The sequence below is a fragment of the Flavobacterium sp. 123 genome (genome assembly GCF_003634825.1).
Lineage (GTDB): Bacteria > Bacteroidota > Bacteroidia > Flavobacteriales > Flavobacteriaceae > Flavobacterium.
In genome coordinates this window covers 1753321-1775897 of the sequence record NZ_RBXD01000001.1, presented here as the reverse complement: position 1 = coordinate 1775897, position 22577 = coordinate 1753321, and the positions used below count along the sequence as shown (strand labels likewise).

General features: G+C 31.7%; 18 protein-coding genes. 6 read left to right on the top strand and 12 right to left on the bottom strand.

Annotation, left to right across the window (positions count from 1 at the left end):
- Positions 1 to 15 precede the first annotated feature (15 nt).
- Positions 16 to 846: a DNA/RNA non-specific endonuclease gene (locus C8C88_RS07695; protein ID WP_121337548.1), complete on the bottom strand. Its 831-nt coding sequence runs from the start codon at positions 844 to 846 to the stop codon at positions 16 to 18.
- Between the two features lie 122 nt (positions 847 to 968).
- Positions 969 to 3245 (bottom strand): carboxy terminal-processing peptidase, encoded by a 2277-nt coding sequence (locus C8C88_RS07690; RefSeq protein ID WP_121337547.1) that lies wholly within the window; start codon positions 3243 to 3245, stop codon positions 969 to 971.
- Between the two features lie 213 nt (positions 3246 to 3458).
- Here C8C88_RS07690 and surE point away from each other — a divergent pair, with 213 nt between their 5' ends.
- From surE to C8C88_RS07670, 4 genes are read left to right on the top strand one after another with little or no spacing between them, the layout of a single operon-like run.
- Entirely contained in the window at positions 3459 to 4238 is a 780-nt protein-coding gene (gene surE, locus C8C88_RS07685) for a 5'/3'-nucleotidase SurE (RefSeq protein WP_121337546.1), read from the top strand.
- The gene (locus C8C88_RS07680) at positions 4231 to 4503 is read left to right on the top strand and encodes a hypothetical protein (protein WP_121337545.1); all 273 of its coding nucleotides are present in this window, start codon (positions 4231 to 4233) and stop codon (positions 4501 to 4503) included. Before surE ends, C8C88_RS07680 begins: the two co-directional genes overlap by 8 nt.
- A 51-nt stretch (positions 4504 to 4554) precedes the next feature.
- Entirely contained in the window at positions 4555 to 5667 is a 1113-nt protein-coding gene (lpxB, locus tag C8C88_RS07675; RefSeq protein WP_121337544.1) for a lipid-A-disaccharide synthase, read from the top strand.
- A gap of 54 nt (positions 5668 to 5721) precedes the next feature.
- Positions 5722 to 7758, top strand: coding sequence for a ComEC/Rec2 family competence protein (locus C8C88_RS07670; protein WP_121337543.1), 2037 nt, complete (start codon positions 5722 to 5724; stop codon positions 7756 to 7758).
- Between the two features lie 5 nt (positions 7759 to 7763).
- On the opposite strand, the gene C8C88_RS07665 is transcribed toward C8C88_RS07670, so the two are convergent.
- From C8C88_RS07665 to C8C88_RS07650, 4 genes are all read right to left on the bottom strand, one after another.
- On the bottom strand, positions 7764 to 8222 hold the full coding sequence (locus C8C88_RS07665; RefSeq protein ID WP_121337542.1) for a thioredoxin family protein: 459 nt from the start codon (positions 8220 to 8222) through the stop codon (positions 7764 to 7766).
- Positions 8223 to 8273: 51 nt separating this feature from the next.
- Complete coding sequence (locus tag C8C88_RS07660) at positions 8274 to 9758, bottom strand: peptide MFS transporter (protein WP_121337541.1); 1485 nt, start codon at positions 9756 to 9758, stop codon at positions 8274 to 8276.
- A gap of 95 nt (positions 9759 to 9853) precedes the next feature.
- Entirely contained in the window at positions 9854 to 11530 is a 1677-nt protein-coding gene (locus tag C8C88_RS07655) for a peptide MFS transporter (protein ID WP_121337540.1), read from the bottom strand.
- Positions 11531 to 11566: 36 nt separating this feature from the next.
- On the bottom strand, positions 11567 to 13744 hold the full coding sequence (locus tag C8C88_RS07650) for a S9 family peptidase (RefSeq protein ID WP_121337539.1): 2178 nt from the start codon (positions 13742 to 13744) through the stop codon (positions 11567 to 11569).
- Between the two features lie 177 nt (positions 13745 to 13921).
- Between C8C88_RS07650 and C8C88_RS07645 the strand changes: the two genes are divergently transcribed.
- The gene (locus tag C8C88_RS07645; protein WP_121337538.1) at positions 13922 to 15238 is read left to right on the top strand and encodes a hydroxymethylglutaryl-CoA reductase, degradative; all 1317 of its coding nucleotides are present in this window, start codon (positions 13922 to 13924) and stop codon (positions 15236 to 15238) included.
- Positions 15239 to 15274: 36 nt separating this feature from the next.
- On the top strand, positions 15275 to 16189 hold the full coding sequence (locus C8C88_RS07640) for a GYDIA family GHMP kinase (RefSeq protein WP_121337537.1): 915 nt from the start codon (positions 15275 to 15277) through the stop codon (positions 16187 to 16189).
- A 91-nt stretch (positions 16190 to 16280) separates the two neighbouring features.
- On the opposite strand, the gene C8C88_RS07635 is transcribed toward C8C88_RS07640, so the two are convergent.
- The 6 genes from C8C88_RS07635 to C8C88_RS07610 form a co-directional block, all read right to left on the bottom strand.
- Positions 16281 to 18377 carry a peptidylprolyl isomerase gene (locus tag C8C88_RS07635; RefSeq protein WP_121337536.1) on the bottom strand — a complete coding sequence of 699 codons (2097 nt, stop codon included), beginning with the start codon at positions 18375 to 18377 and terminating at the stop codon, positions 16281 to 16283.
- A gap of 109 nt (positions 18378 to 18486) precedes the next feature.
- Positions 18487 to 19746 carry a hemolysin family protein gene (locus C8C88_RS07630; RefSeq protein ID WP_121337535.1) on the bottom strand — a complete coding sequence of 420 codons (1260 nt, stop codon included), beginning with the start codon at positions 19744 to 19746 and terminating at the stop codon, positions 18487 to 18489.
- A gap of 3 nt (positions 19747 to 19749) precedes the next feature.
- Positions 19750 to 19944 (bottom strand): hypothetical protein, encoded by a 195-nt coding sequence (locus C8C88_RS07625; protein ID WP_121337534.1) that lies wholly within the window; start codon positions 19942 to 19944, stop codon positions 19750 to 19752.
- Positions 19945 to 19961: 17 nt separating this feature from the next.
- Positions 19962 to 20516: an LPS export ABC transporter periplasmic protein LptC gene (gene lptC, locus C8C88_RS07620; protein ID WP_121337533.1), complete on the bottom strand. Its 555-nt coding sequence runs from the start codon at positions 20514 to 20516 to the stop codon at positions 19962 to 19964.
- A 46-nt stretch (positions 20517 to 20562) separates the two neighbouring features.
- Positions 20563 to 21813, bottom strand: a complete 1251-nt coding sequence (locus tag C8C88_RS07615; RefSeq protein ID WP_121337532.1) for a hypothetical protein — start codon at positions 21811 to 21813, stop codon at positions 20563 to 20565.
- Positions 21806 to 22540 carry a type III pantothenate kinase gene (locus C8C88_RS07610; RefSeq protein ID WP_121337531.1) on the bottom strand — a complete coding sequence of 245 codons (735 nt, stop codon included), beginning with the start codon at positions 22538 to 22540 and terminating at the stop codon, positions 21806 to 21808. Before C8C88_RS07610 ends, C8C88_RS07615 begins: the two co-directional genes overlap by 8 nt.
- Between the last annotated feature and the right edge of the window lie 37 nt (positions 22541 to 22577).

The window sequence follows — 22577 nt, the reverse complement described above, 5'->3', positions numbered from 1 at the left end:
AAAAGTTAGCTTTTATTAAAATTTATCAAAACTCCAGCTTTTATAATCACTGTTCTTTTCAAGTTGATTTTCTATCTTATCGTTTAGTTTCGGAAAAAAATCAATTCCCGTCATTTGTTCGATTTTATCGACAGAAACAACAAAATCATACAATGGTTTTTTGCTACTAACTGCTGGTACTAAAAACCCAATCATTTTATATTCGCCTCTGGAATCATCAAGCAAAATCTTATAAAAATAATTAGGAACAGACACCTTTTCTTTTCCAATGGTTTTTAATCCTGATTCTAAAACACCTCCAGTAATTACATAAATTCTTTTGTATTTACTAGCCCAATACCGAGTCTTATTTTCTAATCTACTCCAAATACCTCCATTAAAATAATGTTTTTGTGGACTAATATTAGAGGTGAAAAAAGTATCATTATATGCCGCTAGAGAAAACTCCATATCCGCTGCTGGGCAAAGATGCCCCTTGTCATAACCTGATTTTTTATAGTTTCGCCAATCCGCTGATTGTGTTTGTACGTATGGATCTTGAATAAAAAAAGGTCTTTTAAAATTACTGTTTGTCAAATATTCTTCCTTCAACTCATAGGCAACCCATTCTGCTTGTTCATATTTTTCATTATATGATAACGTATAATAATCATGCTTCACAATTTGATTTGTTGTAGAAGAAGGCAAAAAATTAAAAGAATTCTTCTGAAATGAATCAACATAAGACTTGCTTTCTGGAGCATTATTAGCAACAATACTTTCATTATCAAAACAATTTGTATAAGAACATAAAAGAACAATACTAATTAAAAGACCTATACAATAAAACAAACTACTCTTTTTCATACTTACTTATTAAAATTGTTAACCAAATCATTACTTAAATTAAATACTAAAAGCGCCCCAAAAATATATTCTCTGGTGCGCTTTTAGAAAATTAACCAATATTTCTATATACTATAAAATGTTTACGACTTAGCTAAACTCTCTTTTTTTAATTTAGCCGGAACATGTTTTTTAACTAATCCTTTTGGCTGTAAATCATCCAAAACATTCAATGCTTCTTCAACATAAATATCTTTAGATAATGATTCATGCCAACGCTCTCTTTTTTCTTTCAAAGCAGCATCTTTAACAATCGCTTCTTGTTCATATGGCAAAGAAGTGAACTTCAAACTGTTTTTATAATCTAAAATAGGTTTGTATTTTTTTGCTTTGCCTTCAATTTCTTTCTGAGCAATTTTAAATTTATCAATATTTAGACTGTATGTGTTTTCATCGCTTCGACTGTCAATCCATTTTGCATTTTCTTCTACTAATTGAAATTGTGAGTTTTGGGCAATTCTAGCTTTACTATTCAGTATTGCTTGGTTGAAATTAGCATTGTTTTTCCAAATCCCATATTCCGCAGGATCAATTTTATCCCAAGGCATTGCATTATCAACATCACGTTCACCCATTTTTAAATAAGCATATCTATCTGGCATAACAATATCACTACTTACACCTTCGAGCTGAGTTGAACCTCCATTTATTCTATAAAATTTTTGAGTAGTGGTTTTTAGCGCCCCTAAATCTCCCATAGAACTGCTTCTTACAAATTGATTCAAATCAATTACATTTTGAACCGTTCCTTTACCATAGGTTTGTTTACTACCAATGATGATTCCTCTTTTATAATCTTGAATGGCTGCTGCCAAAATCTCCGATGCTGATGCCGAAAAACTATTTACCATAATTACTAAAGGTCCATCCCACTCTATTTTTTTATCTCTATCGTATAATACTTCTTTTTTTCTACCAGCAGATTTAATTTGCACAATTGGACCTTGCTCAATAAATAATCCTGCAATATCAACAACCGTCGATAGAGATCCTCCACCATCATCTCTAACATCTAATACAATTCCATTTACACCCGCACTTTTCAAGCGTTCCACTTCAATAGCGATATCTTTTCCAGCATCTCTTCCGTCTTTGTTTTCAAAATCGATATAAAATTTAGGTAAATAAATCACTCCATATTTCAAACCGTCTTTATCAACAATACTTGATTTAGCATAGGTTTCTTCAATTTCAACAATGTCTCTTATGATTGAAATAACCGTAATAGTACCATCCACTTTTTTAACTGTAAGTCGAACTTCGGTACCTTTAGGACCTTTTATTTTTTTAACAACATCATCAAGGCGCATTCCTACAACATCCACAGGTTCTTTATTCCCTTGAGCCACTTTCATAATTAAATCACCTGATTCCAATTGTTTTCCTCTCCAAGCCGGACCCCCAGAAATCAACTCAGAAATTTCAGTAAAATCATTTTTCTTTTGAAGACGCGCTCCAATTCCTTCTAATTTACCACTAATACTCACATCGAAACGTTCTTTTTCTTCTGGTGCAAGGTAATTTGTGTGCGGATCAAAACGTGCTGTAATCGAATTAATGTATACTGAAAACCAATCGTTACGATCTAAATCTTTTATAAAACCAAAATATTCATCTAATGATTTTGAAGAACTATCTCTTGTTTCTTTTTCTAATTCTTGAAAAGTCTTGATTTTTCCAGTATCAACAGTAGTACTAGATTTAGTTTTATCATAGAAATCTTCTTTAAGACTAACATCCTGACTTGATGGCGCTACTGTTTCTTTCGTATCCTTACTAACTACTTTATTTTTATTGTCTTGCATTTCCATGCGGTCAACTAATGAAGAAAGAGTTGATAATTTAATTTGCTTACGCCATTTATCTTTTAATTCAGTTGTGTTTTTAGCATAAGGTGCTTTCTCATAATCTGTATTAAAAGTTTCATCAACTGAATAATCAAAAGGCTTACTCAAGACTTCTTTATAAATCACTTTACTTTCTTCCATTCTTTTCATTAATCTTTCATAAGTAAGATCAAAAAAAGTCAAATCTTTATTCAATAACTGATCGTCTAATTGCGTTTCATATTTTGAAAATTCATCGATATCTGACTGAAGGAAAAAACGTTTTGAAGGATCTAAAGCCTGAATATAATCTTTATAAACTCCTTTTGAAAAAGCATCATCAATTGCTGCTGGATTGTAATGCCCTTTTTCAATTACAAAAGTCAATAATTCCAAAAGCAATTTATCTTTTTCAGGGTCATTTGTATTTTGATTTCCCGAGTTCATCTTAAAAGCAAACAAGCTTAATGAAAGACAGGCAACTACAAGGAGTATTTTATAATTTCTTTTCATATAGGTAATAATAGTATTCATCAATTCTTTTTAAATCTAATTTACGGTAAAAACTATGCCAACATTTACAAGGCCTACATAATTTTTTGTTAAAGATATAAAATTGTTCTTTTTGTCCTAAGATTAATGATTCAAGTTGGTAAATTTTGCTTTCTTTGTTCAAGAATTGCTATTTTGTCATCGAACATTTCGATTAAAATCTTAAATTAACAACCCTCATTTAACCCTTATAAAATGAAAGGAACTAGACCTGTAATATTAGTAACAAATGACGATGGTGTTTCAGCGCCAGGAATCCGAGCACTTATTGAAGTTATGTCAGAAATTGGAGACGTTGTCGTTGTTGCTCCTGACAAACCTCAAAGCGCTATGGGTCACGCCATTACTATTAATAGTACTTTGTATTTAAATAAAATTTCAAAAGATACCGATACCATTACAGAATACAGTTGCTCTGGAACACCCGTAGATTGTGTAAAACTTGCTGTAAATGAAATCCTGAAACGAAAGCCTGATTTATGTGTTTCAGGAATCAATCACGGATCTAATTCCTCTATAAATGTTATTTATTCCGGAACGATGAGTGCGGCTGTGGAAGCTGGAATTGAAGGAATTCCCGCTATTGGTTTTTCTTTATTGGATTATGATTGGAATGCAGATTTCGAGGCTATTAAATCCTTTGTCAAAAAAATCAGTTTGGAAGTTTTAGAAAACGGTTTGCCTGAAGGTGTTATTTTGAATGTTAACTTTCCAAAACTAAAAGAAAAAGACATTAAAGGAATAAAAATTTGCCGCCAAGCAAAAGCACTTTGGGTAGAAAAATTTGACAAACGAAAAACCCCACAAGGAAAAGATTATTACTGGCTAGCCGGTGAATTTGTAAACGAAGATAAAGGCGAAGATACGGATGAATGGGCATTAGATAATGATTATATTTCAGTAGTGCCCGTACAATTTGATTTAACTGCCTACCACAGTATTAAATTACTTAACAACTGGAAATGGAATGAATAAAATAGACTTAGTATACGGCGTAATAATTGGGCTAATAGCCTCAGTATTGGGAACTTTTATTTTTATTACTTTCTTTACTGATTTTGATTTCATTACGGGAATACAAACCATGCGATTACAAGGTCATTTGGGCAAAATTGTAACTTTAGGATCTATTCTTGACTTAATTATATTTGCAATTTTGTTAAAGACAAACAAAGAAATGATGGCAAGAGGCGTAATTTTGGCAGTTATTATACTGACAATTATAACTTTGTTTGTTTAAGTTTATACCTTTGTTAGATTCGAAGTTTTATAAAAGTCATTAAAGAAAAAAATGAAATACTACATTATAGCGGGAGAAGCATCAGGAGATTTGCATGGTTCAAATTTAATGAAAGCATTATACAAAGAAGATCCTAAAGCCAACATCCGATTTTGGGGTGGTGATTTAATGCAAAATGTAGGGGGCACTTTAGTAAAACATTACCGCGAATTAGCTTTTATGGGATTCGTTGAAGTGCTTTTCAATTTAAAAGCTATTTTGAATAACATCAAAATATGTAAAAAAGACATTCTTGAATTTCAACCCGATGTATTGGTTTTTATTGATTATCCAGGTTTTAATTTGCGAATAGCCAAATGGGCCAAAAAATTAGGACTAAAAACACATTATTATATTTCACCTCAAATATGGGCGTGGAAAGAAAGCCGAATCAAAGATATCAAACAAGATGTTGATAAAATGTATGTCATTTTACCTTTCGAAAAAAGCTTTTATGAGGACAAACATCAGTATCCCGTTTCATTTGTTGGCCATCCTTTAATTGATGCTATTCATAATTATCCCGAAATTGACGCAAGTGTTTTTAGAACTGAAAATAAACTAAACGAAAAACCTATTATTGCTATTTTACCTGGCAGCCGAAAACAAGAAATCATCAAAATGCTATCCGTTATGTTGAGTGTAGTAAATGATTTCCCCGAATATCAGTTTGTAATTGCTGGAGCGCCAAGTCAGGAATTTTCGTTTTATCAAGATTTTATTTCGAATAAAAATATAAAGTTTATATCCAATAAAACATATGATTTATTGCGTAATGCTACGGCAGCATTAGTTACTTCAGGAACTGCAACGCTTGAAACAGCTCTTTTTAAAGTACCCGAAGTTGTTTGTTACAAAGGCAGTTGGGCTTCTTATCAAATTGCAAAACGTATTATAACACTAAAATACATTTCACTTGTCAATCTAATTATGGACGAAGAGGTAGTCACAGAGTTAATTCAAGAGCAATGCAATCCAAAACGCATCTCCGAAGAACTGAAAAAAATTCTAGAGCCTAACCATCGTAAAGTCATTCTACATAATTATGATCTACTAGAAGAAAAATTAGGCGGAATTGGTGCCAGCCAAAAAACTGCTAAACTGATTGTTGCAGATTTAAACTAAATTATTTCTTACAAATAAAGTTATTTCTTACAAATAAATAAGTACTTTAGTTTTATGAAAGTACTACAATTTCCTTTGGCAAGAATTACGTTAGTTTTTGTTTCTGCAATTTTAATCAGCAATTATCTAAAGCTTGAACCAGCATTGGCAAAAATAATACTTGTAATTTCTATAAGTAGTTTTAGCATCGCCTATTTTTTACTTAGAAAAAAATTTACTAAAACAATCTATTTTGGTATAACCACCTATTTATTAGCCTTTGCAATTGGTATAATTACACAAATAACCCATACCGATTCCTACCAGAAAAACAATTACATCCATAATAAAGATGCTTTTGAAAAACCACATATCATAAGCCTCACACTAAGAGAAAAGTTGAAAAACTCAACCTCAAGCAACCGATATATTGCACTAATCAACAGTATTGATCATTCAAAATACTCTGGTAGAATTATTGTCAATATTCATAAAGACAGCTTGAATCATCCGTTTGAAATAGGAACACAATTGCAAATAAACAGTACTTTATATAAAAACAACAACACCAAAAATCCAAACCAATTTGATTACAGTAAGTATCTTGAAAACAAACAAATCTATGCGCAATTATATGCTGACATCGATGAAATAAAGGTTAGCAACTATATCCAAAAAGACATTTGGTATTATACTTCCGTATTAAGAACAAGAATCATAAGCAATTTAGAGAAAAGCAACTTTAACAAAACCGAGTTGAATGTTGCAATAGCATTAATTCTGGGGCAACAACAAGATATTTCACCTGAAATAATTCGGGATTATCAATATGCAGGAGCCGTACACATTTTATCGGTTTCTGGTTTACACATAGGTTTCATTTTGATTTTTATAACCTTTGTATTAAAACCAATTCCTAACACCAGAAAGGGTTCCTTTATAAAGTTAATTGCAATTCTAGTTTCTTTATCCTTATTCGGAATTTTAGCTGGACTTGCTCCATCAGTCGTTCGATCTGTGACTATGTTTTCAATTGTAGCTATTGGCAATCATCTGCGAAGAAGCGTTAATATTTATCATACTTTGTTGGTTTCAATATTGCTTATTTTGTTAGTTCAACCTTCGTTTTTATTTGATGTAGGATTTCAATTGAGCTATATTGCATTGTTTTTCATAGTTTGGTTTCAGCCGCTTTTGGCTTCACTTTGGGAACCAAAAAACAAAATCAAAAAATACATTTGGGATATTCTTACTGTTTCCTTTGCAGCACAAATTGGCACCTTGCCATTAAGCCTATTTTACTTTCATCAATTCCCAGGTTTATTCTTTGTAACAAATTTAATAATCCTACCCTTTATGGGATTTATAATGGTCTTAGGCGTATTAGTTATGGGATTAGCCGCAATCAATTGTATTCCGTTATTCCTAACTAAAACCTTAGAATGGAGTATTTATTTTATGAACACAATCATCAATAAAATAGCTTCTATAGAAGAGTTCATTATAAGAGATATTCCTTTTAATACACAGCTATTATTAAACAGCTATCTATTAATAATTTGCACAATTATCTGGTTTAAAAAACCTCATTTCAACAGATTAATTTTTATATTATTTTCAATTATCCTGTTGCAAATTACATTCATACAAAACAACTGGGAAGTAAATAATCAACAAGAATGGATTGTTTTTAATTCGAAAAAAAACACCTTAATAACAGGACGCATGGGAAAAGAAGTTACACTATACACCAATAACAAAAGTTTAAACACTGCTTCAAAAAACATTCTGCTAAATGCTTATTTAGTAGGTAATTTTAGTAGTTTAAAACATAAAAAAACAATTCGGAACCTTTCGTTTTTTAAGGGAAACAAAATTCTTATTTTGGACAGTTTGGGAATTTATCCGAAGAATTCTAATCCAGACATTTTGATTTTAACGCAATCCCCTAAAATAAATTTAGATCGATTATTCGAAACTATAAAACCAAAAATTGTTGTTGCAGATGCCTCAAATTACAAAACTGTTCAAAAACTTTGGAAGACGAGTTGCTTGAAACAAAAAATCCCTTTTCACGCTACTAGTGAAAAGGGATTTTATATCCTAAATTAGAATTGTTATTTTTTCAAAATTCCATCAGCAACAGCTAACCATGCTGTAGGTCCACCGGCCACATAACCCGTATTTCCTATACCTTGAAAATTAATTTTTCCATCTTTTGTCGTTCCTCTTGCAAAGAAGATAGTTGGAAATCCTTGTATTCCAAAAGCTTGTTGCAACTCGTTATTTTGTTTTTTAATTTCAGCAGATTGTGGAGTTCTTCTTGGATAATCTAACTCAACTAAAACAACATTTTCTTTTGCCCATTTAGCAAACTCAGGAGTTTTCAAAACTTCTTTTTGCAATCTAATGCACCATCCACACCAATCACTACCCGTAAAAAACAGCAATAATGGTTTTTTAGTTTTATTAGAAACTTCTAATGCTTTGTTTACATTGGTTTCCCATACTAACTCTTGAGCTTCAACAGCGAAAGAAATAGCAAAGAAAAAAATCGTTATAAATATCTTTTTCATCTTTTATATTTTAATTAATTTGTCTTCAAAAATAATGCCTAAAATACTAAATTATTTAACTCCGTGCATTAATTTTTTTATCAGAGGAGTCATCACGATTAGGAACACTCCCGCAATAATAGAATAAACCGCTAGCTGATAATATCCTTCCGTATAAGATTGCAACTTAGAAACTAAAGTTGTTCCGGTATTTGATTTAGACATTTCAGCACCAAGTTTACCCGCTGCAAATTGGCCAAAAGCACTCGCTAAAAACCATAATCCCATCATCATTCCGAAAAGTCTTTTTGGCGAAAGCTTAGTTATTATAGACATTCCTATTGGACCTAAACACAACTCCCCAATGGTCGTTATCAAATACGCAAAAGTAAATACGTTCAATGATGTTATTCCTTCTGCATTCGCAAAAAAGCGCGTGTAATAAAACAAATAGAAAGAAGCACCTAGAAATAAAAATCCTATTCCAAACTTAATAACTGAACTTGGTTCGATTTTCTTTTTTGCCATCCATAACCAAAGTAGCCCAACTATTGGACTAAAAATAATTACGAACAACGAATTAGAACTATTATTAACCACGTTTGGATCGATATTAAAAAACAATAATTTAGAGTCTAAATTGTCTTTGGCAAACAAGGATAATGAACCGCCACTTTGTTCGTAAATTGCATTAAATAAAAAGTAGAAAAATATAAATAAAAATGCTGCTAATAATTTTTTACGTGCTGTAGCTAGTTTCAAATTAAACACTTCTAATAAAAAATATAGTACCGCAATAATCCCTATTGTATACATGAAATAGTCTGTGAAATCAGTGTTTTTCACCATTATGAATATAAAAGGGATACTCAATAACGAACCTGCATAAACTGCTATTTCTTTAATTTTCCTTTTCTTTGGATCCAAATTTAATAATGGAGAATCTCCAATTGGTCCTAAATGTTTTTTGGTTAACAAAAACGTTACTAAGCCCAAAATCATTACAATTCCTGCAGAAAGAAAACATAAAGACCACGAATAATATTTACCTAAATAAATACATAGCGCACCTCCTAAAAGTCCCCCAACATTTATTCCTGCGTAAAACATTCCGTAACCAGCATCTCTACGACTATCCTCTTCATGATATAATTCCCCTACCATTGATGAAATATTTGGTTTAAAAAAGCCGGTTCCAATAATCGAAAAAGCAATTCCATAATAAAACATTTCTTGCGGTGAAAAAGCAATCAGAAGATTTCCGAAAATCATTACAATACCTCCAAAAAATAATGACCTCTTAAATCCTAAAATCTTATCTGCAAAAATTCCTCCTATGAAAGTAAAGGCATAAACAAATGCTTGTATTGCTCCATATTGTAGATTAGCAGCCTCATCTTTTAAGAAAAGTTGGTCTACCATAAAAAAAGTAAGAACGCCTCGCATACCATAAAAACAGAATCGTTCCCACATTTCTACCATAAACAAATACCACAATTGTTTTGGGTATTTACCACTGAAATTTTGTATTTGCTCTAAACTTAAATTTTGTTCCATTATATCCTTTTTGTTTTAAAACTATTCTTTACAAAAAAACACCATCTTCTTGAATGGTTCAAAAAGATGATGTTTCTAAAATTTACATTGCAAAATTAACGAACACCGTGCATCATTTTTTTCAAAAATGGAGTCAATGCAAATAAAATAATTGCTGCAATACCCGTTAAAACTACAAAGACCATAAAGAATTCAAATAAATTATGGATTTCAAAACCAACAAAAATATTGTTATGATCACTAATGTTATGGTCTGCTAATAATTTTAACTGCTCTGCTGTTGGCGTTATTGTTTTATCTAAAATACCTTGCAAGTCAATTCCTAATTCTTTTGCTTTATTAAATTTATCTCCTGTTGCTGGCAAAATAGATCCTAAAGTACCTCCCAAAGCATATCCTGAAGCATTCGACAAGAAAAACACACCATACAAAAGTGAAGAGAAACGTTTTGGTGATAATTTACCCACTAATGATAATCCAATAGGTGACAAACACAATTCTGCACAAGTATTTAACAAATACAATAATATCAACCATTTAATAGCTAATAGCCCTGAATTACCTAAATCTTTAACCTGATTAGCAATCATAAAAAAGCTAATAGTAATCAACAATAAACCAACTGCTAATTTAACTGGCGAAATTGGCTCCTTGTTTGAGGCTCTTAATTTATCCCATAACATACTGAATGGCACAGCTAAAATTACTACAAAAAGCCCATTAAAAATTTGAACCATTGAAGGTGGCATTTGCCATCCAAAAAAGTTTCTATCTGTTTGATTATCAGCAATGAAAGTTAGTGAAGATCCCGCCTGTTCAAAAGCAGCCCAGAAGAAGATTATAAAAAAGGAAACAATATAAATAACAATAATTCGATCTCTTTCGATTTTTGTTAAAGAAGAATCAGAGATAATTAATCCTGCTAATGTTAATCCACTAGAATAAATTAAAGTGTAAATTAAGTTTTGTCCAAAAACAAAGTGAACAATTGCTCCTAAAATAAAAAATACAATTCCCGCAATAATTAAAGATGATTTAGAAAAAACAGCTTTTTGTGCTTCTCCTTCTTCAAAATCGGCAGCTACATTTTTAGATGGCAATCCTCCTAGTGGTCTACCTTCTGGAGTAACAACATATTTATTTTTTAAAAAGTAAAAAATCAAAGTCCCAACAAGCATTGCTATCGAAGCGGCAAGAAATCCCCATTTGAATGCATGTATATCTCTAACACCTCCTGTATCTCTAACATCACCTAATAATGGGCAAATAGACTGGCCTAAAAAAGCTCCTAAGTTGATTCCCATATAGAAAATAGTAAAAGCGGTGTCAAGCTTACTTTTTTCTTGTTTTGGATACAAACTCCCTACCATACTTGAAATATTTGGTTTGAAGAACCCATTTCCAAAAACGATTACGCCTAAACCACCATACATTATGGTAGTAGCTAAACTTAAATTAGCAGGAAAAATACTTCCACTAGCAAACAATAATAATTGTCCGATAGCCATCATTAGTCCGCCAAGTAAAATACAGTTTCTATTTCCTAAAAAACGATCCGCAATAAATCCTCCTAACATAGGAGTCAAATAACAAAGTCCTAAGAATCCCCCATAAATAAGAGAGGCATCCTCTTCTTTCATCATTAACGAATTAACTAAAAACAAAGTCAATAAGGCTCGCATTCCATAGAAATTGAATCGTTCCCACATTTCTGTTCCAAACAATACCCAAAGTCCTTTTGGATGTGCTGTTTTCACTTGAGTTTCTGCCATATTATTTATTTTGGTTAGGTATAAATTAAGGTTGAATTATAAATTTTCTTTGATAAAGTTAGTCATTTTAGTATACAATTGTATTCTAGTTTTTCCACCATAAATTCCATGGTTTTTATCCGGATAAATTTGCGAATCAAATTGTTTGTTTGCTTGAATCAAAGCTTCCATCATTTGCATTGTATTTTGCACATGTACATTATCATCACCTGAACCGTGTATCAAAAGGTATTTGCCTTTTAATTTATTAACATGATTAATTGGTGAGTTTTCATCATAACCACTAGGGTTTTCTTGAGGAGTTTGCATGTATCTTTCGGTATACACACTGTCATAAAAACGCCAGTTTGTTACTGGAGCAACAGCAATTGCCATTTTAAAAACATCATTTCCTTTCAAAATACAATTTGAAGACATAAATCCTCCATAAGACCAACCGAAAATTCCTATTCTAGTTTTATCTACAAAAGCATAATTCCCTATTTCTTTAGCGGCATCAATTTGATCTTCAACTTCATATTTACCCAATTCTTTTTGAGTTACTTTCTTAAAGTCAGCTCCTTTAAAACCTGTTCCACGACCATCAACACAAGCAACAATATATCCTTGTTGCGTCAACATCATGAACCAATAATCATCATATGAATTCCATTCGTTGTTAACTTGCTGAGAACCTGGTCCTGAATATTGATACATAAAAACAGGATATTTTTTACTTGGGTCAAAATCTTTTGGTTTCATAATCCAAGCATTCAATTCATTCCCTTTTGCTGTTTTCATTACAAAAAACTCTTTTGAAGGCAAATTGTAATTTTTTAATCTAGAAGCTAGCGCTTGATTATCTTCTATACTCTGAACTTGTTTGCCTAATTTAGCTTCGTTCAATGTATATGTTGTTGGTTGATTTGCACTCGAGAAGGTATTGATATAATATTGAAAATTCGGACTAAAAGTAGCGGCATTTGTTCCTACATTTTTAGATAAACGCAATTTATTTTTCCCATCTAAACTTATTCGGTATACATCTCTATTAATAGAACCGTTTTCTGTAGATTGATAAAAAACAGTATTGGTTTTTTCATCAAAACCATAATACGAAGTTACTTCCCAGTTTCCTTTGGTAACTTGCTTTCTTAATTTTCCTGTTTTATCATATACGTAAATATGATTAAAACCATCTTTTTCACTTGTCCAGATAAAACTATTGTCTTTCAAGAATGTAAGATTATCAGTATCTACAAAATCAATATATGCTTTATCTTTTTCGTTTAAAACAACTTTCGTTGCTCCAGTGGTACCATCTACAAACAATAAATCTAAATTATCCTGATGACGATTCAATATTTTAGCTGACAATACATTTGCATCATTTGTCCATTCTATTCTTGGAATATAAAAATCATTATACGTTCCTAAATTAACATTTTTAGTTCCTTTTGAATCCACATCATAAAGATGCAAAGACACTAATGAATTTTTCTCTCCAGCTTTTGGATATTTGAACGTTTCGATAGTTGGATATAAATTTTTTTCAAAAATAGACATTGAAAATTCAGGTACTTCTGTTTCATCAAAACGTATATAAGCTACTTTTTTACTGTCTTTACTCCAATCAAAAGCTCTCACAAAGGCAAATTCTTCTTCATAAACCCAATCCGTTATTCCATTGATGATGCTATTTTTTTTGCCATCCGTAGTAATCGCAGTGGATTGTTTTGAAGCAATATCATAAACATACAAGTTGTTTTCTTTAGAATAGGCAATCTTTTTGCCGTTAGGAGAAAAAGTAGGTTCTTGAACTTGATCTTCAAACAATTTAGTCAGTTGTTTGTTATCCAAATTATACAAATAATAATCTGCCGTAAAAGAATGACGGAAGATTTTATTAGAGTTGCACGCTATTAAAATTTGTTTTTCTGAATCATCAAAAGTATAGCTGTCAATACCATTTTCTAATTCCTTAAATGATTTTGTATCAATAAGAGTAGTTACTTTTTTGAGGGTAGCAAAATCATACAAATCAATAGTCATCGACCTAGATTGATAATCTAAATTCAAAACCGTATATTGATTGGTGTTTTTCATGGATTGCAATTCATCCATTTCTTCCGCACGAAAAGTTCCGTTGTAAATTTCGTCAATTGTAATTTTTTGTTGTCCAAAAACCGTACAACATAAGAACAAAAGTAAGGCAGTAATTTTTTTCGAATTCATAAAAATAATTTAGATTTAAAAACCGTCAATTTTAGTGAAAAATTTACAATTATTTCACATTTGATGTGTTAAATGTTAAAAGAATATTACTCAAGCCTATTTATTGAATCCGCTACAGTAGAAACAAAACGGCTAAAATTGTATCTTTGCGAATAAGTATAACATAATCAATTGAGAATGAATAATGTCATTGCAGGATTTTCAAAGTTTTCTAAAGAAGAAAAAATTAATTGGATTGCCAAGGAATACTTTTTAAATCCCCAGGAAGCCATAACGACACTGAAAAACTACTGGAATTCTGACGAAAATTTACAGAAATTACACGATGAATTCATCGAAAATACAATATCAAATTTCTATATACCACTTGGAGTAGCGCCAAACTTCTTGATTAACGGAAAATATTATACCGTACCAATGGCAATCGAAGAAAGTTCGGTAGTAGCTGCAGCTTCAAAAGCAGCAAAATTTTGGTCTACACGTGGCGGATTTAAAGCTTCTGTAATTGACACCGAAAAAATAGGGCAAGTTCATTTTATATTTAAAGGAGACCATTCTAAACTAGCTGATTTTTTTAACCAAATAAAATCTAAGTTTTTCATAGAAACAGAAAACATTACTAAAAACATGCAGAAGCGTGGTGGTGGAATTCTGGATATTATTCTAAAAGATAAAACTCATTTAATCCCTAATTACTTTCAACTTCACGCTACTTTTGAAACAATTGATAGTATGGGCGCTAACTTTATCAATTCCTGTTTAGAGCAATTTGCCAAAATACTAAAAGAAGAAGCACAAGTGCATGAATCGTTTTCAGAAACAGAGAAAGACATTCAAGTTGTCATGAGTATTTTGTCAAATTATGTTCCAAATTGCATCGTTAGAGCCGAAGTTTCGTGTCCAATAAACGAATTAGAAGAAAAACATATTTCTGATCCAACAGCATTTGCTGAACGATTTGTTCAAGCCGTTACAATTGCCGAGGTTGAACCTTTCAGAGCAGTTACTCATAACAAAGGAATTATGAATGGAATTGATGCCGTTGTTTTAGCAACAGGAAATGATTTCAGAGCAATTGAAGCTGGTATTCATGCTTATGCTTCTAGAAACGGGCACTATTCTAGTCTTTCTCATGCAAAAATAGAGAATAATATATTTACTTTTTGGCTAGAAGTTCCTTTGGCTTTAGGAACTGTTGGAGGATTAACTTCCTTGCATCCATTGGTAAAATTATCGCTAGACATGCTCGAAAAACCTTCTGCTAAGGAGTTAATGCAGATTGTAGCCGTAGCTGGTTTAGCACAAAACTTTGCCGCTTTGCGCTCCTTGACAACAACTGGAATTCAAGACGGACATATGAAAATGCACTTAAATAATATTTTAAACCAATTTATGGCTACTGAAGAAGAACGTGTTTTGATTCGAAAACATTTCAAACATCATGTAGTTTCGCATAGTGCTGTTGTTGATTATATTGAAAATATAAGAAAATAATTCCGCATTAATACCAACCTTTTTTAATTTAATCCATTGAAAACAGAATTTTACAGTAACGGAAAACTTTTAATCACAGGGGAATATCTAGTTTTAGACGGCGCCAAAGCCTTTGCATTGCCTACAAAATTTGGTCAAAATCTTGTGGTTCAAAAAGGAACAACCCAAGAAATTCATTGGAAAAGCTACGATTTTGACGGCAGTGTATGGTTTGAAGAAATCGTTACATTTTCGGAGATTTCAAATCCTATTGAATCTAAAATTGAAACGGTCAAAACAACATTAATTACAATTCTGCACGAAGCTTATAAATTAAATCCAAATTTTATAAACGACGGTGAAGGATATACGATTACTACCGAACTTAGTTTCCCTAAAAACTGGGGATTAGGAACCTCTTCTACCCTGATTAACAACATTGCTCAGTGGTTGCAAATTGATGCTTTTACATTGCTTCAAAACAGTTTTGGAGGGAGTGGTTATGATATTGCTTGCGCACAAAATAACAGTCCAATTTTATTTTCCTTAGAACAAGGAAAAGCTATGGTCGAAAAAGTAACTTTCAATCCGGAGTTTACAGAACATTTATACTTTGTTTATTTAAACAAAAAGCAAAGTAGTAAGGTCGCTATTGCTTCTTATTACAATAACAAAAACAATCATTTGGAAAAGAATATCCAAACAAATGATGCCATAACACAAGCTGTTATTGAAGCTAAAAACCTAAATTCATTTGCAGCAGCAATTGAAAAACATGAAATTGCTTTGAGTACTATTTTAGAAATGAAAACCGTTAAAGAAGCTTTATTTCCAGATTTTAAAGGAATCGTAAAAAGCCTTGGTGCTTGGGGTGGGGATTTTGTTTTAGTTATTTCGAATGACAATCCTAAAGCTTATTTCAATTCAAAAGGATACGAAACCATTATCCCATATTCCGAAATGATATTGTAAGTCTAAAATGTTTACTGCTTTCAATACTTTTACAAAATGAAAAACCCGATACAATGTATCGGGTTTTTCTATTTTAAACTGTAAACTACGATTAGTAGTTGAACAATCTTCTGTTATCTTCAATCTTAGCTTTATCTTTCAATGCTGGAACAACTCTTCCTGCATCAGATGCGCTTTGTGCTTTTAATTTAGCAACATAAGCAGCATGTTCTTTTAAAGCTGGAGCTTTTACTGTACTTAAATTTTTAACTACATAAACTCCTGTATTTCCTTCAATTGGAGCTGACAATTTATTCGCTGACAAAGCAAATGCATTTCCAACAACTTTTGGTTCTTGACCAACATTTGCTAAAACTGGATTTTCCATTGTAATACCAGCTGCTTGTTGTACAGTTGAACCTGTAGCCTTTGCAATTGCTTCAATTGAACTACCTGTCATTTTAGCTTTGATCAACTCTGCTTTTTTCTTGTTTTTAATGATTGGCTCCACATAACTTCTAGCCATACTTACAGGAAGTAATCCTGAATTATCAATTTTTTGAAGCTTAGCAATTACGTGACCTAAATTAGCAACCTCAAATCTTTTTACCGTTCCTACTTTAGTATCATCTTCAAAAGCCCATCTTACTATTGTTCTTTGGCTACCTAAAGTTCCAAAAGTCTCATCCATTCCTTTTACAGTAACTGGAAGTGCTATAGCTAATTTCATGTCTTTAGCAACTTTATCAAAATCTCCTGCTATAGCATCCATTTCAAATTTTGTAGCTTGAGTAAATACTTTGTCAGAAGTTGCTTCAGAAGCTTCTACTTTTTGAGCTACAGTAGCTAAACGAACTCCGTCTTGCTTATCTGTAATTTTGATAATATGGAATCCAAAAGGAGTTTCAACTAAACCTACTTTACCAATACTGTTATTGAAAACAAAATCATTAAAAGGTTTTACCATTTGGTTTGGACCAAAATATCCTAAATCACCACCTTGTTGTGCTGATGAATCATCAGAATTAGTAAATGCTAACATCAAGAAACTATCTGGATTTGCATTTACTTGAGCTAAGATAGCTTCCGCTTTTGCTTTTGCTTCTTCTTTAGTTCTTTTCTCTTTTTGATTTGGAACTTGTGTTCCTTCGTAGCTAATTAAGATATGACTTGCTTTAGCATTTACACCAGCTTTTCTTCCGAAAGATTTTGAAATACAATAGTAGTTTCCAAATTTATAAGGTCCATAAACAGCTCCTGGAGCTAAATTATACAATTGATCTGCATCAATAGCAGGTAAATCTTTTTTGGCAACATACGAAGAATCGTAAGGAACATCTGAATTTGAGTTTACAAAATCAACTGTATTTGAAGCATTTTTAAATCCTGGCAATGTATCGTTTTTACCTGTAGCTTGGTTGTAAACAACACTACCGGATAACAAAGCAGTTATTTTTGCTTTAACCTCATCTTCATCTTCTTTTGAAGCTTTGTCTTCAATTAAAACATATTCCACTTCACGAGTTTCATCTGCTTTATATTTCTTTTCGTTTTTCTTCATGAAATCTACAATTTCATCGTCAGTAACTTTCACATCACTATCTTTAATTGTAGAATATAAACCTGCAACATAAGCAAAGTTTACTTTATTAGATTCCATTTCATATTTCAATTTCCCTTCACTTTCAGTAGTGTAAAGACCCGCTTTAATTAAGGTATTGTAAATTTGGAATTTTGCATTAAGTTCCGCGTCTTTCTCTCTATCTTTTAGATACTGAGCTTGCTCTGGATTTGATTTAAAATATTCTTTAAATTTAGCCAAATCAAACATTCCAGCTGCATTCAAGAAAATTGGATTTTTCCCTATATTTTGGTCAGATTTTAAAATTTCGATTAGGTGTTTTTCACCAACTCTCAATCCTAATTTATCAAATTCTGATGTTAGTAAAGCGATAGAAACTTCTTGATCCCAAACTCTATTTGCAGCTGCTGTTGAAGTAATCCCTTGACCACTTTTTTCAACATTGCTCACTTTTACTCTAAAGTCTTCAAATGAAATATCTTTTCCATCGATGCTTCCTACATCTTTAGTGTTTTTACCAAAACCACCTTTACCGATAAGATCTTGTATTATAAATGCAAATAATGCAATTGCAATAGCTGCTATCAATAAGGCGGAACGTTGTCTAATTTTTGCTAAAACTGCCATTTTTATTGTTGTTAATTTTTATATTCAGTTTGCGAAAATACAATTATCTAATTAATAATAATACTAGTAGCGTTTTATTTTGCAAGAAATTTTAATTTTCCAAAAAAAATCACTCCCGTACTGACATTTTAACTAATTCTATTTTCTTATTTGTCGCCTCTTCGATAACAAAATGATAGTTTCCTATACTGATTTGATCTCCTTTTTGAGGGATATTTTTGGTGAAATTAACTATAAAACCTCCTAAAGTTCCGTACGAATCTTCTTCAGGAATATCAAGTTTGTAGGTTTGATTTAAATATTCAACTTCTAATCGTGTTGAAAAAAGAAAAACGCCTTCTTCTAATTCTTTTTCAATTAATTCTTCATCTGAATCGTGTTCATCTTCAATTTCACCAAAAAGCTGTTCTACAATATCTTCAATTGTAATAATTCCAGAAGTTCCGCCGTGTTCATCTAAAACAACGGCAACGCTTTTTCGCTTCTTAGTAAGCAAATTCATGGCGTCTTTTATATAAATTGTCTCTGGCACGAATTCAACCGATATCATTACTTGTTTGATGCTTTTTGGTTTTTTGAACAAATCAAAAGAATGAACATACCCAATAATATCATCTAATGAATTTTGATAAACCACAATCTTAGAATATCCGGTACTGATAAACAATTCTTTCAAGTCAACCACTGAATCAAATATATCAATTGCCGCAATTTCCGTTCTAGGAGTCATTACATCTCTTGCTTTCACACTAGAAAACTCTAATGCATTTTGGAAAATTTGAATTTCGGAATCTACTTCTTCGTTATCTTCGACAGTGCTCATCTGTTCCGTAATATAATTTCCTAGTTCCACTTTACTAAAATACAATTGCACTTGATCGCCTTGCGTTTTAAAGAATTTCTTTAGAAAAAAGTCTGAAATCCAAATAAAAAAAGTAGAAATGAAGTAAAATAATTTGTAGAAAAAATAAGCAGGAAGTGCAAAAAACTTCAATAACGAATTGGCATAAATTTGAAAAAATACTTTAGGTAAAAATTCTGCCGTTATCAAAACAATAAAAGTCGACAAAACAGTTTGCACAAGTAAATCCACCAATCCTAAAAAATGATAGCCAAATGAATCTATCCAGCGCATCAATAAATCCCCCATAAAAAACCCATATACGACTAATGCAATATTGTTCCCAACAAGCATTGCAACAATAAATTTAGAGGGTTGTTCGGTAAGTTTTGTAAGCGTTTTTGAAATGAAATTATCTTGTTTTTTTTCAATTTCAAGATAAATTTTATTCGAAGAAATAAAGGCAATCTCCATTCCTGAAAAAAAGGCACATAGTATTAAACACAATATTATGATACTTATTTCCATTAATTAAGACTTTTTGTTTCTGTCTTCAAATTTTTTAGCAAATCTCATTCTAAAGAAAAACATAAAAATTGCCAATCCAGCAAACAAAAGACTTAGCCAAGGATTTTCATTAGGATCATTAAATTTGGTAATTCCATCATAAATAAGATAAACTCCAAAAATAAGATAGATGTAAGGCGTAAATTTAAGGTAACTCATAATTTTTGTATATAAATTTATTCGGCTGATTCAATTTCGCCTGTTATTCTCTGGGAATTAATTACTTTGAAATCTTTACTAAAATCGATTCCCTGTCCGTTTGAGGCTCCCTTTTTATCTGAAAATTTAAACTTCCTTTCCGTAAAAAACCAATCGTTTTTTTGATCAAAATACAATTGCTCCGTTTCTAAGTTTTGTCCTTCTTCTGTGCTTATTTTGACTTTTCCCTGTAAATCTATAATTCCGGTTTGCTTGTAAGACACCGCATAGTTAGATTTTACAAATGTTTTTTTACCATTTTTATCATAAATAGTAACCCGAATTCCTTTTGGAAATTCTGTAAAAGGAAAATCTACGCTAGCAAAATCCAACATTTTAGGACTTAATAAAGCAGCCGTAATTCGGCCTGAATCAGTATATTTTAGATTTATATTTTCTGCATCACTACTAGGAACAAAATCTGAGAAGTTAATTTTTTGGACTTCTTTAAAATTACTTTCACATCCAAAAAACAACAATAAAGTAAAAATTGCTACAAAAGGAAATAGTATGTTTTTTTTCAAAAAATCCATTATACGGAATTTAACAAAATGATAGACACCTAAGCTGTTTCAGGCTCTAATTGAATTTTCTTTTTACAAACCATTTGTCATTAAGTGACATTCCAACACTAAGGTTTGCATAATTTTCTTGAACTAAACCTGAGGTAGTCGTTCCTTTTTTTCCAATTTCGAAACCAAAATTAATATTAGAAAAAGACCCCGTTATTGGCATTCCAATACCAAGAGTAATTCCCATATCATTTATCGACTCTGAATTGACAACTAGACCTGTTTTCTCGTATCTAAATCCTCCGCGATAAACAATTCTTTTAGCATAACTCGTATAGGATTTGTAATTAGGAATGTAATATCCACCTAAGCTATATTTTTGTTGTTTTTCATAGGAAACGTTATCTAAGTTATTGTAGCTAATTGCTAAACTACCTGCATCACGCATGCTTACTTGAGCACCTACAAGCCATTTTCTAGCTTCTCCAATTCCCACTCCTATAGTTAGTTTACTAGGTAATTTTAAATCTTTTTGAGTAGTTACATCATCAATTGCATCCACAAGACTCAAATCATAATTTGCATTATACATTACTGTAGATATGCTTCTTTTATTTGTTGAAGACAAAGTGCTCTCCAAAGTATAATTCAAGCTACTAAAGAAACTTAACTTTTTATTGATTTTAGTCTGATACATTAATCCTGCATCAAAATTAACTCCAGATAGATCTACCTTATTAAGCTCTCGTGTTCCAACAGGAACTCCTGTAATAAACTCTAAACTGCTGGTTTCAATTTTTCCAAAGTTATAATGCGCATCAGCACCAAAACTTAAACTAGGCGTTATTTTATACCCTATTCCTAAAAAAACCTTACTCAAACCACCAGTTCCATTAAATCTATTATTATTTTGAGTGGCATCAGTAGCCAAAGATTCTATTTTATATCCAACAGAAGAATATGGAAGTAATCCAAATCCAAGTCCAAATTTACCCAAAGGCAAACCAACAGCTAAATAATCAAGTGTTGTTCTACGAGCACTCGCTGATTCCGAACTCGTTTTCAACTTTGTTGTATTATAAGTACCACCAACTGCAAAAGCCGTATTTTTTAAATTAGCATAACTAGCAGGATTATCCATATTGATATGAATACTATCTTGCTCCACTGCAATTCCAGCCATTGAACGAATATCTGAGGTTCCTTTATATCTAACATCACCGATTCCAAAGAAAGAATAAGGAGAAGCCGTTCCTTCTTGAGCAAAAGATACGAATGACAAAATCAGGAAGGCGCTTGTTATAATTTTTTTAATCATTTTTGATTTTATATTGAAATGTTTGATTCAAACTCTCGAGAAGGAAATTTGAATTGGCAAATATGGTATTTTTTAATCGTTTAGCCAAAAATTCTGTATCGCCACCCGTTAAAATTATTATAAAGTTTGAATAGTGTGCCTTATATTCATCGATAAAACCGTCAATCTCATAGGCGAACCCGTTTACAACTCCAGAATGAATTGATTCGGCAGTAGATTTTCCAATGAAACTATCTGGATTTTTCGAAGCCAATAAAGGCAATTTAGCGGTGTAGTTATGTAATGATTCATATCGTAAACGCAAACCAGGCGCTATTGCACCTCCAAGATAAACATCATTCTCGTCAACAAAATCATAAGTAACACAAGTCCCAACATCAATAATTAATCTATTCTGATTTGGAAACTGAAGCGTTGCGCCAGCAGCCAGCACCATACGATCAATTCCTAAAGTTTGCGGAGTCGCATATCCATTAGTAAATGGAAAAGGATCTTTGTGCGATATAAAGTCTACTTTTAAATGGTTATTGTAATGAGAAAAAGAATCTTTTTCGAGTTCTCCGACAGATGAAACCACTAAATGAGATACTTTTTTATATTTTTTTAAAATATTTTGAATATTATTTTTGTGCTCTTTTTTCAAGAAAACAAAATGTTCCAAAAGGATATCACCCTCAAAAACAGCACCTTTAATCCTAGTATTCCCTACATCTATTGTTAGAATCATAATTTATTATTTGACTTTGCGAAGGTACGAATTGATT